This window comes from Collimonas sp. (genome assembly GCF_035566555.1).
GTDB lineage: Bacteria > Pseudomonadota > Gammaproteobacteria > Burkholderiales > Burkholderiaceae_D > Collimonas.
Map to the genome: position 1 here is coordinate 1 of NZ_DATMRB010000137.1, position 15,421 is coordinate 15,421.

Annotated in this window: 12 protein-coding genes; 9 read left to right on the plus strand and 3 right to left on the minus strand. The window is 60.7% G+C overall.

The genetic code is table 11. The features are described 5' to 3' along the window. The first annotated feature begins 225 nt into the window (after nucleotides 1-225). The 4 genes from VNZ65_RS17160 (at nucleotide 226) to folE2 (ending at nucleotide 4,308) form a co-directional block, all read left to right on the plus strand. Nucleotides 226-489, plus strand: a complete 264-nt coding sequence (locus tag VNZ65_RS17160; RefSeq protein ID WP_061937211.1) for an exodeoxyribonuclease VII small subunit — start codon at nucleotides 226-228, stop codon at nucleotides 487-489. Between the two features lie 71 nt (nucleotides 490-560). Then, nucleotides 561-1,433 carry a farnesyl diphosphate synthase gene (locus VNZ65_RS17165; RefSeq protein WP_325671199.1) on the plus strand — a complete coding sequence of 291 codons (873 nt, stop codon included), beginning with the start codon at nucleotides 561-563 and terminating at the stop codon, nucleotides 1,431-1,433. 12 nt (nucleotides 1,434-1,445) lie between these two features. Beyond that, a complete protein-coding gene (gene dxs / locus VNZ65_RS17170; RefSeq protein WP_325671118.1) occupies nucleotides 1,446-3,317 on the plus strand; it encodes a 1-deoxy-D-xylulose-5-phosphate synthase in 1,872 nt (623 codons plus the stop codon). Between the two features lie 187 nt (nucleotides 3,318-3,504). After that, nucleotides 3,505-4,308, plus strand: coding sequence for a GTP cyclohydrolase FolE2 (gene folE2 / locus VNZ65_RS17175; protein WP_325671120.1), 804 nt, complete (start codon nucleotides 3,505-3,507; stop codon nucleotides 4,306-4,308). 54 nt (nucleotides 4,309-4,362) lie between these two features. Here the strand turns inward: folE2 and VNZ65_RS17180 are convergent, their stop codons facing one another. Continuing rightward, entirely contained in the window at nucleotides 4,363-4,920 is a 558-nt protein-coding gene (locus tag VNZ65_RS17180; RefSeq protein ID WP_325671122.1) for a cob(I)yrinic acid a,c-diamide adenosyltransferase, read from the minus strand. Nucleotides 4,921-5,028: 108 nt separating this feature from the next. Here VNZ65_RS17180 and VNZ65_RS17185 point away from each other — a divergent pair, with 108 nt between their 5' ends. The 5 genes from VNZ65_RS17185 (at nucleotide 5,029) to glcF (ending at nucleotide 11,722) form a co-directional block, all read left to right on the plus strand. Next, complete coding sequence (locus VNZ65_RS17185; RefSeq protein WP_325671124.1) at nucleotides 5,029-6,438, plus strand: FAD-binding oxidoreductase; 1,410 nt, start codon at nucleotides 5,029-5,031, stop codon at nucleotides 6,436-6,438. Between the two features lie 342 nt (nucleotides 6,439-6,780). Next, entirely contained in the window at nucleotides 6,781-7,668 is an 888-nt protein-coding gene (locus VNZ65_RS17190; RefSeq protein ID WP_325671201.1) for a LysR substrate-binding domain-containing protein, read from the plus strand. A gap of 165 nt (nucleotides 7,669-7,833) precedes the next feature. Next, nucleotides 7,834-9,357 carry an FAD-linked oxidase C-terminal domain-containing protein gene (locus VNZ65_RS17195; protein ID WP_325671126.1) on the plus strand — a complete coding sequence of 508 codons (1,524 nt, stop codon included), beginning with the start codon at nucleotides 7,834-7,836 and terminating at the stop codon, nucleotides 9,355-9,357. Nucleotides 9,358-9,377: 20 nt separating this feature from the next. Then, nucleotides 9,378-10,463, plus strand: coding sequence for a glycolate oxidase subunit GlcE (glcE, locus tag VNZ65_RS17200; protein ID WP_325671128.1), 1,086 nt, complete (start codon nucleotides 9,378-9,380; stop codon nucleotides 10,461-10,463). Nucleotides 10,464-10,483: 20 nt separating this feature from the next. Continuing rightward, nucleotides 10,484-11,722, plus strand: a complete 1,239-nt coding sequence (gene glcF, locus VNZ65_RS17205) for a glycolate oxidase subunit GlcF (protein WP_325671130.1) — start codon at nucleotides 10,484-10,486, stop codon at nucleotides 11,720-11,722. A gap of 23 nt (nucleotides 11,723-11,745) precedes the next feature. On the opposite strand, the gene VNZ65_RS17210 is transcribed toward glcF, so the two are convergent. Both VNZ65_RS17210 and VNZ65_RS17215 read right to left on the minus strand, forming a co-directional pair. After that, entirely contained in the window at nucleotides 11,746-12,927 is a 1,182-nt protein-coding gene (locus tag VNZ65_RS17210; protein ID WP_325671131.1) for a porin, read from the minus strand. Between the two features lie 16 nt (nucleotides 12,928-12,943). Continuing rightward, nucleotides 12,944-15,415: a glycoside hydrolase family 31 protein gene (locus VNZ65_RS17215; protein WP_325671133.1), complete on the minus strand. Its 2,472-nt coding sequence runs from the start codon at nucleotides 15,413-15,415 to the stop codon at nucleotides 12,944-12,946. Nucleotides 15,416-15,421 lie beyond the last annotated feature (6 nt).

A 15,421-nucleotide genomic window follows, 5' to 3' on the forward strand; every position in this document is an offset into this window, starting at 1 on the left:
CCCAAATGTGTTGTATCAACCTAAGAGAGAAAGAATCCGCAAAAACCTGTGTTCAAATAATATGAAACGGAAATTTTGGACAGAACCGAGGATTATCCCACAAAAAACCTGGATTTGGCGTCGTTTCAGGCATTTTATCGCGCCTGGTAGCCAAATCTTGTGTCTAAATTCAACGGCTTATAGAGGTTTGCTCTAAAATAGCGGTCTAATCTATTTACACCTACTATGCCAAAAAATCCGATTTCCGCCAGCAGCCCGGCCTCGTTCGAACAAGCCATGGCTGAACTGGAGCAACTGGTAGCCCAGATGGAAGCCGGCGAACTGCCGCTGGAAGCGTCGGTTGCCGCCTATAAGCGCGGATCCGAGCTGGTCAAGTTTTGCGCCGCGCAGCTGGAAAAAGTCGACAGCCAGGTCAAGGTGCTGGAAGGCGACATGCTCAAGCCTTTCGTCGGCGAAGCGTTGAACGATCACAGTGGAGCCGACGAATGACGGCGACCGCTCAGTTAGCTCCGCAGTTAGCCCATGCCACGCCGGCGACAGAACAATCGTTCGGCGAATGGATGCGCCAGGTGCAGTGCGAGATGGAAGCGACGCTTGGCAGATTGTTGCCATCAGAAAATGCTGCGCCCGCCAGATTGCATCAAGCCATGCGCTATGCAGTGCTGGACGGCGGCAAACGCATACGGCCTTTGCTGGCATTTGCTGCAGGGGAACTGTTTGCCGCGCCGGCAACGGTTGTGCAGCGGGCGGCCGCCGCGGTCGAAATGATCCATGCCTATTCGCTGGTGCATGACGACATGCCCTGCATGGACGACGACGCCTTGCGCCGCGGCAAGCCGACCGTGCATGTGCAGTACGATGAAGCCACCGCTTTGCTGGTGGGCGACGCCTTGCAGGCGCAGGCTTTCGTGGTGCTGGCCGAGACCGATGGCGCCGGCTTCGATGCGGCGCGCCAGCTCGTCATGCTGCGCTTGCTGGCGCAGGCATCCGGTTCGCTCGGCATGTGCGGCGGCCAGGCCATCGATCTTGCCAGCGTCGGCCTCAGCCTGTCGCTGGCCGAGCTGGAACAGATGCACAAGCTGAAGACCGGCGCCTTGCTGCGCGCTTCGGTATTGCTCGGAGCGTGGGGCGGTAAGACCTTGACGCAGGATGAAACGGATGCGCTGGAAGCCTACGGCACGGCGATCGGGCTGGCGTTCCAGGTGGTCGACGATATCCTCGACGCCACTGCCGATTCCGTCACGCTGGGCAAGACTGCAGGCAAGGATGCCGCCGACAACAAGCCGACCTACGTCTCGATCCTGGGTTTGCCGGAATCGCAGGCTTTGGCAGAAAAATTACGCAATGACGCCCACCGGGCGCTTGCGATCTTCGGGGACAAGGCACGCCGCCTGCGCGAGCTGGCGGATTTGATCGTGCAACGGAAAGCTTAAGGTTCAGGGCATATGGAAATACTTAACACAATCGACAGCCCGGCAGACCTGCGCAAGTTGTCGCGGGCGCAACTCAAGCCGCTGGCGGACGAGCTGCGCGAATTCGTCATCGAATCGGTGTCGCAGACCGGCGGCCACCTGTCGTCCAACCTCGGCACGGTGGAATTGACGATTGCCTTGCACTACGTCTTCAACACGCCGGAGGATCGTGTGGTGTGGGATGTCGGCCATCAAACCTATCCGCACAAGATCCTCACCGGCCGGCGCGAGCGCATGAACACATTGCGTCAGCTGAACGGTATCTCAGGTTTCCCGCGCCGCGACGAAAGCGAATACGACACCTTCGGCACGGCCCATTCGTCGACTTCGATTTCGGCCGCATTGGGCATGGCGCTGGCCGCCAAGACCAAGGGCGAGACCGATCGCCACGCCATCGCCGTCATCGGCGACGGCGCCATGACTGCCGGCATGGTGTTCGAAGCCATGAACAATGCAGGCGTGTATGACGATATCAACATGCTGGTGATCCTGAACGACAACGACATGTCGATCTCGCCGCCGGTAGGCGCCTTGAACCGCTACCTGGCGCGCCTGATGTCGGGCCAGTTCTACGCCCAGGCGAAGAATGTCGGCAAATCGATCCTGCCGGCGCCGATGCGTCAGCTGGCCAAGCGTTTTGAAGAACACGCCAAAGGCATGGTGGTGCCAGCCACCATGTTCGAGGAATTCGGTTTCAACTACATCGGCCCGATCGACGGCCACGACCTGGAATCGCTGATCCCGACCTTGCAGAACCTGAAGAACCTGAAGGGTCCGCAGTTCCTGCACGTGGTGACCAAGAAGGGCCAGGGCTACAAGCTGGCGGAAGCCGATCCGGTGCTGTACCACGGCCCGGGCAAGTTCAATCCGGCCGAAGGCATCAAGCCGGCCGCGGTCAGCAAGATGACCTACACCCAGGTGTTCGGCGACTGGCTGTGCGACACCGCGGCGCAAGACGACAAGCTGATCGGCATCACGCCGGCCATGTCGGGCGGCTCCGGCCTGGATACCTTCGCCAAGCGCTATCCGCAACGTTTCTATGACGTCGGCATCGCCGAGCAGCACGCCGTCACTTTCGCCGCCGGCATGGCGTGCGAAGGCTTGAAGCCGGTGGTGGCGATCTATTCGACTTTCCTGCAGCGCGCCTACGATCAGCTGATCCATGACGTCGCTCTGCAAAACCTCGACGTCACCTTCGCCCTGGACCGTTCCGGCCTGGTCGGCGCCGACGGCGCCACGCACGCCGGCAACTACGATATGGCCTACCTGCGCTGCATTCCGAACATGGTGGTGATGGCGGCCTCCGACGAAAACGAATGCCGCCAGATGCTGACCACCGCTTATCAATACAATGGTCCGGCCGCGGTGCGCTATCCGCGCGGCGCCGGTACCGGCGCTGCCATCGATCCGGCGTTGACGCTGCTGCCGCTGGGTAAAGGCGAGATCAAGCGCAAGGGCCATCATGTCGCGATCCTGGCTTTCGGTTCGCTGCTGGCGCCGAGCATCGCTGCCGGCGAATTGCTGGACGCCACAGTGGTCAACATGCGCTTCATCAAGCCGCTGGACGTGGAACTGGTGCTGCAATTGGCCGCTTCCCACGATGCGCTGGTGACGGTGGAAGAGGGCTGCATCATGGGCGGCGCCGGCGCCGCTGTGGCTGAAGCGCTGGCTGCAGCGGGCTGTGTCAAGCCGCTCTTGAATCTTGGCTTGCCGGACAAGTTCATCGATCATGGCGACGCCGGCCTGCTGCTGGCGCAGTGCGGACTGAATGCCGAAGGCATCGCGGCCTCGATACGCCAGCGCTTCGGCAAGGACCAGCCGCGCCTGGTCGTCAATCAGAAATAAGCTGGCCCTGGCGCCGGCCGTTGTTCAAGTAATGCCAGCCAGGACGCGGCCGCTACAAGGCGGCAGCGTTCCAGCCAATCTATTTCCAATCCCCCGGTTTCCCGTCAGCACCCATGGTGCGCGACGGTGAGCCGGGACAAGACCGCCAAGGCAGTCTTTTGTCCATTGCGCAAAGGTTAAACAACAAATGAATACCCGTGACCAGAACCTGACCATTCCAGACGTCCAGAGCAGCGTCGACACCCGCCGCCTGGCGATCCAGCGCGTCGGCGTCAAAGGCGTGCGCTATCCGCTGACGGTGCGTACCGGGGCGGCAGCGCAAGCCACGGTCGGCAGCTGGAATATGTACGTGCATCTGCCGGAGCAGCAGAAGGGCACCCACATGTCGCGTTTCATCGCCTTGCTGGAAGGATTGGACGGTCCGCTGGATGTGGCGTCGTTCGGGGAACTGATGCGCAAGATGGTGACCCTGCTGGACGCTGAGCGTGGCCGCGTCGAACTGAGCTTCCCGTATTTCATCAACAAGACCGCGCCGGTTTCCGGCGTCCAGAGCCTGATGGATTACGAGGTCGGCCTGACTGGCGAGATCAGCGACGGCGAGCTGGAAATCAGCTTGAAAGTCATGGTGCCGGTCACCAGCCTGTGCCCGTGTTCGAAGCAGATTTCAGCGTATGGCGCACACAACCAGCGCTCGCACATCACGGTCAATGCCGTGCTGGATGGCGAGATCCAGGTGGATGAACTGATCGCCCGCATCGAAGCCCAGGCTTCTTGCGAATTGTTCGGCCTGCTCAAGCGCCCGGATGAAAAATACGTGACCGAGCGCGCCTATGAGAATCCGAAATTTGTCGAAGACCTGGTGCGCGACGTCGCAGTCGCCTTGAACCAGGAGCCGCGCGTGCTGGCATACGTGCTGGAAGCTGAAAATTTCGAATCCATCCACAATCACTCGGCGTATGCCTTGATCGAACACGACAAGCGCAGCAAATAAGATTGCAGCTTTACCGCTAAAAGGGCGTGGCGCCGTAAACGCCGCGCCCTTTTTTCATGTGTCCCGCACTCGCTCCTTCTGCCACAGCACATCGCTGCCGCCATCCGCCCGGTTCAGCACCCGCGACAACACGAACAGCAGGTCCGACAGGCGGTTCACATACTGCCGCACCGGCTCGCTGACGGTCTCGCTCTTGCCCAGGCTGACAATGCTGCGTTCCGCACGCCGGCAAACCGTGCGGCACACATGCGCCAGCGCGGCCGCATGGCTGCCGCCGGGCAGGATGAAATCCTTGAGCGGCGGCAGGTCGGCATTATATTTTTCCAGCAGATTGTCCAGCCGCGCTACCTGGCCGTCGTTGACCAGCGTGTAGCCGGGAATGCACAGTTCGCCGCCGAGGTCGAACAGATCGTGTTGTATCGATAGCAAGGCCTCGCGCAGTGCGGGCTCCAATGAATCGCACAGCAACACGCCGAGCTGGGAATTCAGTTCGTCGATGTCGCCGATGGCTTGTATGCGAAGGCTGTCCTTGTCGACCCGGCTGCCGTCGCCGAGGCCGGTGCTGCCTTTGTCGCCGGTACGCGTGGCGATCTTGGAAAGTCGGTTGCCCATGGGATTGAATATATGTGAGGTGAAATAGCGATGCTGCTACTGTACACCAGCAGGTAGCGGCACGACTGGCCGCCGCAGAGTAAAATTCATGGAAAAGGAGAGCTTCCCATGAATCACATCACCGATCTCGCAGCCTTGAAGAAAGCGCTGCCGGAAACCCTGCAGGCATCTCTCAAGCCCCTGTTTGGCGAACGTTTCTCGACCACGCAGGCGATGCGCGAGCATCATGGCCGCGATGAATCGTCTTACGATCCGATGCTGCCGGACGCGGTCGTTTTCGCCGAAAGCACTGAAGAAGTGGCGGCGCTGGTCAAGCTGTGCAGCGAGCATCAGGTGCCGGTGATTCCTTTCGGTAGCGGCACCTCGCTGGAAGGCCACGTGCTGGCGCTGCAAGGCGGGATCTCGGTCGATCTGTCGCGCATGAACCGCTTGCTGGCGATCCACGCCGAAGACCTGACGGCGACGGTGCAGGCCGGCGTGACCCGCAAGCAGCTGAACCACGAGATCAAGGATAGCGGCTTGTTCTTTCCGATCGATCCCGGCGCTGACGCTTCGATCGGCGGCATGGCAGCCACCCGCGCCTCCGGCACCAACGCGGTACGCTACGGCAGCATGCGCGAGAATACGCTGGCGCTGACCGTGGTGACGGCCGACGGCCGCATCATCAAGACCGGCACACGCGCCAGGAAATCGGCAGCCGGCTATGACTTGACGCGGATTTTTGTCGGCAGCGAAGGTACGCTCGGCGTCATCACCGAAATCACGGTCAAGCTCTATCCGCAGCCGGAAGCGATTTCCGCCGCGGTGTGTTCGTTTGAAAATATCGCCGACGCCGTCAATGCCGTGATCCAGACCATACAGCTGGGAGTGCCGATTGCGCGGGTCGAGCTGCTGGATGAAAACGGCGTGCGCGCTATTAACGCACACGCGAAACTGGCGCTGCCGGAGCAGCCGCTGCTGCTGTTTGAATTCCATGGCAGTGAGAACGGCGTCAAGGAACAAGCCGAAGTAGTGCAGACGCTGGTGGCCGATCATCACGCTACCGGATTCGAATGGGCGACGCGGCCGGAAGACCGTTCGCGTTTGTGGGCCGCGCGCCACAATGCCTATTTCGCGTTGCTGCAACTGCGCCCGGGCAGCCGTGCGATTTCCACCGATTGCTGCGTGCCGATTTCGCGCCTGGCCGAATGCATACTCGACACCAAGGCCGATTGCGAAGCGAACGGCCTGGTGTACTCGATCATCGGCCATGTCGGCGACGGTAATTTCCACACGCAGATGCTGGTCGATCCCGGCAACGCCGCCGATATCGCGCGCGCCGAAGGCGTGAATGCGCGCATGGTCAGCCGCGCCATCGCCATGGATGGCACTTGCACCGGCGAGCATGGTGTTGGCTTGCATAAGATGGATTTTCTGATCGAAGAACATGGCGTCGAAGCGATCGCTACCATGCGCGCGCTCAAGCATGCCTTCGATCCCAAGAACATCATGAATCCCGGCAAGATCATCCGCTGGTGAGTCGCCCAGCTATTCATGGGCGAGTCATCTAGGATCAGAGTCATCTGGGGTCAGAGTCGACTTTCGCGGCGCTTTTTCGCGAAACTCGACTCTGACCCCACATGACGGATTCGGAGAAAGACGGGACGTGCTGCATGGTTTTTTCCAGCGGCGAAGCATGTACTTCGTAGCCCGCTAAGTGGGGTCAGAGTGAAGTTTCTGCAAAAAGCGCGCAGAAAGTTCACTCTGACCCCAGTTAGCTGCGTGTGTTAAGCGCAACGAAAACCCGGTTACGATTTTATTGTGCTTAATAAGATTCTTAATAAATCAGCAAGCAGGTCATTCATGTCGAATAAAGCCCCCCTGGTCAATCGCCTGCCGCCGGTGCATGCCTTGTCCGCATTTGAAGCCGCGGCGCGCCACCATTCCTTCGCCGTGGCGGCGGAGGAATTGTGCATCACGCCGTCGGCGCTGTCGCACCGTATTCGCCTGCTGGAGGATTTTGTCGGCGAGCGTCTGTTTTCGCGCGAAGGCCGTACCGTGGCCTTGTCGGAATTCGGCCACCGCTACCTGGAAGTGGTGCGCAGCGCCTTGCGGACTTTGACTGAATTCCCGTTGCCGCAGCGTCACGCGCAGGTGCAGCCGCGCGTCAAGATCACGGCGCCGCCGACGTTTGCGCGGCAGTTGCTGATTCCGCATCTGCACAGCTTCGTCAGCCAGCATCCCGAGATCGTGGTGGAGATATTCCTGTCGGTGCCGCTGTATGACCTGAGCCTGACGGAGAGCGATCTGGAAGTCCGTTTTGGCGCAGGCAAGTATCCCAACACCACTACCGAAAAATTATTCGAGGAACCGACCTTTGCCGTCGCCAGCCCGGAATACCTGAAAAAAATCGGCCCGCTGCACCAGCCGGCCGACCTGCGCAAGGCGAGTTTGCTGCGTTCGGCGCTGGAACCGTGGCAACCCTGGTTCCAGGCGGCCGGCCTCGACTGGCCTGAACCGTCATCCGGCTTGCGCGCGGATGACCTGGGTTTGCTGCTGGAACTGGTGCGGCACGGCCACGGCGTCGGCCTGACCCGCAAGCATTTTGCACGCGAGCTGATCGAGCAGGGCAAGCTGGTGCAGCTGTTCGACATCAGCCTGACTTCGCCGCCGCACGCCTACTATCTGGTGTACCAGCAAAAGCCGCAGGAGCGGCCGGAAGTGAGCACCTTCATCGACTGGATGAAAACCACCTTCAGCAGCATCTGAAAGCGCCGGTCCGACCTACGCGGCCCGGCCCGACCTGAAAACATTTCATCGCCGGCTTGCAAGCTTTTCAGGGGGAATCGGCAGGAAAGCATTTTGCTGGCTTGGCAATGGCCTTATACTCGCTGAGAGACGTTTCAATCATAAAACCACAGCCGGGAAGCCAGCATGACGTTTTCAGACCCAGTGCCAGCGTCGGCGCCAGCCACCGGCGCCGCTGAATCGACCTTTAACCCAGCCCGCCAGCAGCAAGTGGTGGCGGCGCTGCGCGCGCTGCTGCCGGCGCACGCCTTGCTGCACAACGACGAAGATACCCGTCCCTACGAATGCGACGGCCTGGCGGCTTATCGCCAGAGTCCGATGGTGGTGGCCTTGCCTGAAACCGAGGCGCAGGTGGTGGCCATACTCAAGGCCTGCCGCGACCTGAAAGTGCCTATCGTGCCGCGCGGGGCCGGCACCGGCCTGTCCGGCGGCGCCTTGCCGATCGCCGACGGCGTGGTGCTGTCGACCGCCAAATTCACCCGCATCGTCAAGCTCGATCCCTATGCACGGACAGCGTTGGTACAGCCGGGTGTACGCAACCTGGCGATCTCCGAAGCGGCCGCGGCGCATGGTCTTTACTATGCGCCGGATCCGTCTTCGCAGATCGCCTGCACCATAGGCGGCAACGTCGCCGAGAATTCCGGCGGCGTCCATTGCCTCAAGTACGGCCTGACGATCCATAACGTCTTGCGGGTGCGGATGGTGACCATCGACGGCGACATCGTCGAACTGGGCGGCGGCGCGCTGGATGCCCCTGGCCTCGATCTGCTGGCGGTATTCATCGGTTCGGAAGGCATGCTGGGCGTGGTGACAGAAGTCACGGTCAAGCTGATCCCGAAGCCGCAGGCGGCGCGCGTCATCATGGCCTCCTTCGACGATGTCGTCACCAGCGGCAACGCGGTCGCCAGCGTGATCGCTGCCGGTATCATCCCGGCCGGGCTGGAAATGATGGACCGCACCAGTTCGCGCATGGTGGAACCCTTTGTCAAGGCCGGCTATGACACCGAAGCCGCGGCCATCCTGCTGTGCGAATCGGACGGCACCACCGAAGAGGTCGAAGAAGAAATCGAACGCATGAGTGCGGTGCTGAGCGCCAGCGGCGCCACCCGCATCGAAGTCTCGACTTCGGAAGCCGAGCGCCTGCGCTTCTGGTCAGGCCGCAAGAACGCCTTTCCGGCGGCCGGCCGCATCTCTCCCGATTACTACTGCATGGACGGCACCATCCCGCGCAAGAAGCTGGCGCAGGTGCTGCTCGGTATAGAACAGATGGAAAGCAAGTATGGTTTGCGTTGCGCTAATGTGTTCCATGCCGGTGACGGCAACTTGCATCCGCTGATCCTGTTCGACGCCAATATCCCTGGAGAATTTCATCGTGCCGAAGAGTTCGGCGCTGAAATCCTGGAGCTGTGCGTGGCGGTGGGCGGCACCATCACCGGCGAGCACGGCGTCGGCATCGAGAAGATCAATTCGATGTGCGTGCAGTTTTCGCCGCTGGAACGCGAGGCCTTCTTCAGCGTCAAGCGCGCCTTCGACACGGCGTTCCTGCTGAATCCGGACAAGGCGATTCCGACTTTGCAGCGCTGCGCCGAGTACGGAAAGATGCACATACAGCGCGGCGTCATGAAGTTCCCCGATCTGCCCCGGTTTTGAGACATGACACGACACTAAACATGGACCCACAAGATTTCAAAGAACAGGCGAGGGCGCAGATCCTCGGCGCGGCAGCAGGGCAGCGCGCGCTGGAAATCCGCGGCGGCGGCAGCAAGCGCTGGTATGGCCAAGAGGTGCAAGGCGAACTGCTGGATACGCGCGGCTACAGCGGCGTCATCGACTACGAGCCGACCGAACTGGTGATCACCGCCCGCTGCGGCACGCCGCTGGGGGAAATCGAGTCCTTGCTGGCGCAGCATCAGCAAATGCTGGCATTCGAACCGCCGCATTTTGGCAGCAGCGCGACCTTGGGTGGAATGCTTGCCAGCGGTTTGTCGGGGCCGTCGCGCCAGGCAGTCGGCGCCTTGCGCGATTTTGTGCTGGGCACGGTGCTGATGGATGGCAAAGGCGATGTGCTGCACTTCGGCGGCCAGGTCATGAAGAATGTCGCCGGCTACGATGTGTCGCGTCTGCTGGCGGGCTCGCTAGGCACGCTGGGTTTGATACTGGAAGCGTCGCTCAAGGTGCTGCCGCGTCCGCTTGCGGTCAACAGCCGGCGTTTCGCAATGACCCAGGCCGAAGCGATCCGCAGCTTGAATCAATGGGGTGGCCAGCCGCTGCCGTTGTCGGCCAGTTGCTGGCATGACGGCATGCTGACGATACGGCTGGCCGGCGCCGAAGCCGCGGTGCGTGCGGCGCAGCACAAGCTGGGCGGCGAAGCTGTCATGGACGCCGAACAGTTCTGGCAGGCGCTGCGCGAGCAGACGCACTCTTTCTTTGCCAGCGTTGCCGGCGGCAAGGCCTTGTGGCGCTTGTCTCTGCCGTCGATCGCGGAGCCACTGCCGCTGGCCGGCGCGACCCTGATCGAATGGGGCGGGGCGCAACGCTGGCTGCTGGCAGACGATAGTCCTGCCCTGGATGCCGCTACAATCCGCGCGGCGGCCAGCGCTGTCGGCGGCCATGCCACTTTATACCGGGGCGGCGATAAAAGCGTCGGCGTGTTCCAGCCGCTGGCGCCTGCTGTCGCGCAAATCCATCGCCGTTTGAAGGCTGGCTTCGATCCTGCGGGCATTTTCAATCGCGGCCGTATGTATCCGGATTTCTAGTAAAAGAAAAACACGCATCCATGCAAACCAATCTAGCCGATTTCATCAAGAATACGCGCGACGGCAAGGAAGCCGACGCCATCTTGCGCGCCTGCGTGCATTGCGGATTCTGCACCGCCACCTGCCCGACCTACCAGCTGCTGGGCGACGAGCTGGACGGGCCGCGCGGGCGCATCTACCTGATCAAGCAGGTGCTGGAAGGGAAGCCGGCCAGCGTCAAGACGCAATCGCACCTGGACCGTTGCCTTACATGCCGCAATTGCGAATCGACTTGTCCGTCGGGAGTGGAATATGGGCGCTTGCTGGATATCGGCCGCAAAGTGGTGGAGCGCCAGGTCGGGCGCCCATTCGGCGAGAAGCTGGCACGCACGGTATTGAAGGAATTCCTGCCGCGGCCATGGCTGTTCAAGCCGGCCATGGCCACCGGGCAATTGCTGCGGCCGCTGCTGCCGCAGAAACTCAAGAACAAGATTCCCGCCAGGCAGGATGCTGGAGTCAAGCCGCAGCGCCAGCACGAGCGCAAGATGCTGTTGCTGGACGGTTGCGTGCAGCCGGCGATGTCGCCGAATATCAACAGCGCCACGGCCAGGGTGCTGGATGCGCTGGAAGTACAGCTGCTGGTGGCGCCGAAAGCCGGGTGCTGCGGCGCTATCCGCTATCACCTCAATGACCAGGGCGGCGGCCTTGACGACATGCGGCGCAATATCGATGCCTGGTGGCCGTATGTCATCGGCAGCAACGGCCAGGGCGTGGAAGCGATCGTGATGACCGCCTCCGGCTGTGGCGTGACGGTGAAGGAGTACGGCCACTTGCTGGCGGCCGATCCTGAATATGCGGTGAAGGCAAAAGCCATTTCGGCCTTGACCAAGGATCTGAGCGAAATCCTGCCCGAGTTTGAAGTTGAGCTGCAACAGAAGCTGAGCGGGAAATCACTTCAGCGCGTCGCCTATCATCCACCCTGTACCTTGCAGCACGGCCAGCAGATCCGTGGCAAGGTGGAGGGGCTGTTGCGTGGCGTCGGCGTCGATGTGCAGCTGTGTGCCGACAGCCATTTGTGTTGTGGTTCAGCCGGGACCTATTCGGTCCTGCAGCCGGATCTGTCGTATCGCTTGCGCGACAATAAACTGGAAAAACTGCAGGCTAGCCAGCCGGACATGATCGTATCTGCCAATATCGGTTGCCTGACACATCTGCAGTCAGGCACGGAGACGCCGGTCAGGCACTGGATAGAGTTGCTGGACCAGGCGCTGTCATCCTGACCAGCGCCCGGCCGGGCTTTTGCTTAGAACTGATGGCGGATACCCATCGCAGCGACAAATTGCTTGCCGTTGGAAGACGGCGTGCCGTTTTGCGAATCGCCAACGACGGCGACCGCATTGACCGGCGTTACGCCATTCGCTCCCAGGGTCTGGCCGCGGGCTTTCTGATAGGCTTCCAGGAAATAGAGCGCCGTCCGCTTGGAAAAATCATAGGTCTGCTCAAGCGAAAACTGCTGGTAGCTTGCCGGATCGCTGATGCCGTTCGCCGCTGATTCGCGCGTATAGCTATAGCCGGCTGCCAGCGTGGTCGCCGTCGTCAGCTTGTAGGTGGAGATCAGGCCGCCGGTATTGAAGGTTGCCTGGTGCGCGAACAGGGAAGCCGCTCCCGGCGTCATCTGCACATTGGAAAAATTCAAGCCAAGCATCAGGTTGCCGGTAAGGTTATAACGTGCCGCGGCGGCAATCATCTGTACCGATTTCGCCGAGGCATAGCCGGCATTCACCGGCGACTGGCCATAGCTGCCTGAGGTGACATTCGGATCCCACTGCGCAAAACCCTTGAGATTGTTGTTGTTCAGCTTCAGATAGCCGATGGCCACGCTTGCCGCATTGTAGTCATAGCGCAGCGCCGCACTGGTGGAATTGCCGGAACTGATGGCGCCGGCGTTTTCGCCAAAGCCATACAGGGCGCTGGCCTGGAAGCCGGCGATCAGCGGTGTTGCATATACCAGGGAATTGTTGATGCGAATGGTGGTGTCGAGGCCATCCAGGTCGCCCGGGTGGGAGCCGGTGGCGCCGGTCAGCACGCCGGTCGGCCCCAGTCCGCCGACATAGCGCCAGTACGGGGTGTACTGGCGGCCAAGGGTAAACGTGCCGTAGCGGGCGTCGCTCAGGCCGACAAAAGCCTGGCGGTTGAAGGCCTTGGTGGCGTCGCTCTGGGCGCCGGTGTCGATGTTGAAACCCTGCTCCAGCGTGAAAATCGCCTTGCTGCCGCCACCCAGGTCTTCGCCGCCGGTGAAGCCAAGCTTGCTGGCGTTCAGGTTGCCGCTGTTGATATAGGTGTTCGCATTGCCATGCTGATTGCTTGAATGGATGATGGCGGCGTCGGCGGTGCCGTAGATCGTGACGCTGGTTTGCGCCTGGGTGTAGGCAGCGCCGCTCAGCGACGTTGTGGCCAGCAGTAGTTTCAGTGTTGTGTTTTTCATGTCTCCCCCTTGAGTTTTATTTATTGAAACGCTTCAGAATGCTGACAATCTTTTGTTTGATGGATAGCTTGGGATCGGATTGCAGCTTGATTTTCAGCTGGATTTCACGCCGTTGATTGACGATGGCATCGCCCAGGATGGCGGCGGCGTTCAGCACAACCTGGCGTGTTTCGTGCTGAGGCAGCAGCAAAGTCACCAGGTCCGATGCCGGTTGAACGCCGCTACATTCAAGATCGACCTCCAGCGTTTCTGCGTTGCTTTGCACCTGGATCTTCCACAGGCTGCTCTTGCCCTCGAGGTAAGCATGGCTGTCGCCGTCATCGTCAAAAAACTCAGTCGAGAAAACGCCGTCCGGCTGGTGCGGAAACACCATGAAGCCTTGCTGATGTGCGGTCTGGCTGAAATGCTGTTCGGCGACGTTGATGGCGATGGCGCTGCCGGCCCGCGCCAGCAACGGCGGCTGTTCACCCACCGCGGGCAAGGTGATTTCTTGCCCGCCTTGATGATGGGCGCCGCTCCAGAAGTCGTACCAGCCGGCGCCGGCTGGCAGATAGACAGTGCGGCTGGTCTGTCCCGGCTCGACCACAGCTGCCAGCAATAAATTCGAACCGACCAGCATGTCGTCGTTCTCGGCAAAGCACTTCGGATCGTCCGGAAAAGCCAGGAAAGTCGGCTTGATCATCGGTTCGTAGTGCTGGTGATAGCGCCACAGCAGATCGTAGAAGTAGGGCGTCAGGCAGGCGCGCAGCTTGAGCAGGTTGCGGATCGCGCCGGTATTTTCGGGATACATCCAGGCTTCGTTGACAGTCTTGTCGTCGTTCCAGGAATGGATAGAAAAGCGTGGCATGAAAATGCCGAACTGCACCCAGCGCAACAGCAGCTCCGGACTCGGCGCCGGGCCGCTGAAGCCACCGACGTCGTGGCCGGTGTTGGAGATGCCGGACATGGCCAGGCCCAGTCCCATCTTGATGTTGTACTTGAGCGTTTGCCACGACGTGTAGTTGTCGCCCGACCAGGTCTGCACATAACGCTGCATGCCTGCGGCGCCGGAGCGCGACACTAGGTAAGGACGCTTGTCCGGTGCGAATTCGGCCTGCGCTTCGCGCGAGGCGGCTATCATCAGCAGGGTATGCAAGCCCTTGGCCTCGACTGCCTTGAAACGCTGGCCGAAACCGTTGGCGGTGGCCTGCGGATTCAATATCTGGAATTCATTATTGTCGTTCCAGGTGCTGCCGATGCCGTATTCCAGCAAAGAGGTGGTCACCGCGCGTTTCCACCAGGCGATGGTGTCGGGATTGGTGAAATCCAGGTAGGCGCCGATTTCATCCCAGAACTGCACCATTTCCGGCTTGCCGTCCTGGTTCTTGATGAACAGGTTCAGGCTTTCAGCTTCGCTGAAGCGCGGATGATCCTGCAGCAGGCAAGGTTTGATGTTGGCGCACAGCCGCACACCATGATCCAGGTAGCGCTGGGAAAAGGCTTTGGGATCGGGAAATTTGTCGCGGTTCCAGTTGAAGACGTAGCGTTTGTTGTCTATCGAGGTGTAGCCGGACGATAAATGGAAGGATTCGCACAGCATGTCGTGCTGCTCGCAGTTGGCGAGGAATTCATTCATCTTTTCCTGTGCATTCGGCTCGTCGGTATACGTCATGGTGGAGCCGGAATAGCCGAGTCCCCATTTTGGCGTGAACGCAGGCTTGCCGGTCATCCAGGTATGGCGCCGCACTACCTGCTCCATGCTGTCGCCGGCGATGAAGTAGTAGTCCAGGTCGCCGTGGTCGGCGACGAAGTAGCGGTAGTGGCCGTGATAGTTGTCCATCTCGCAGCCCATGTCCAGCTTGCCTTCCGACAGGGTGTCGTAGAACAGGCCGAAGGCGGCTTGCTGGCGTTTGCTCCAGGTGACATAGAACGGAATATGCTTGTACAGGACGTCGGTGCTGAAGGCGTTGTAACCCATGGCATCGATGGTCTTCAGGGAAAAGCTGCGGCCATGGCGGTTGGTGTCGCCGCTGCGTTCACCGAGGCCGAAGTACATCTCATCCTCGGCGTCGCGCTTCAGGTAGTGATACACCTTGTCATCCCAGTAGCCGAAATTGACGGCTTGCGTGCTGCGGTCGCGCGCCAGTTCCTTCCACTCGCCGGCGGCCCGGGTTTCCCAGCTGCAGAACAGACCTTTCAGCTGCACCGTGAGACGGATCTTTTCAGTCTGTATCTGCAAGGCCCCGGCCAGGTTTCTGAGGGTGTAGTCAGGCAGGGAAAAGCCAGCCAGAGAAAGACGGTCGCGCCCCTCCAGCGGCATTTGCTGGGCGCCGGGAGCGATCGCCCAGGTACGTGGGAAATGCAGCTGTGCATCCGGCAGCACCACCACGCGAATGATGTCTTGTTCCAGCACGAAGATATGTGCGACGTGGCCATCGGCGCTTTTCAGCATCAGCGCCGGGCCGTTTTTTTCTGCCAGATGGAATTCAGGAATATGGTTAACCGACATGCAAAT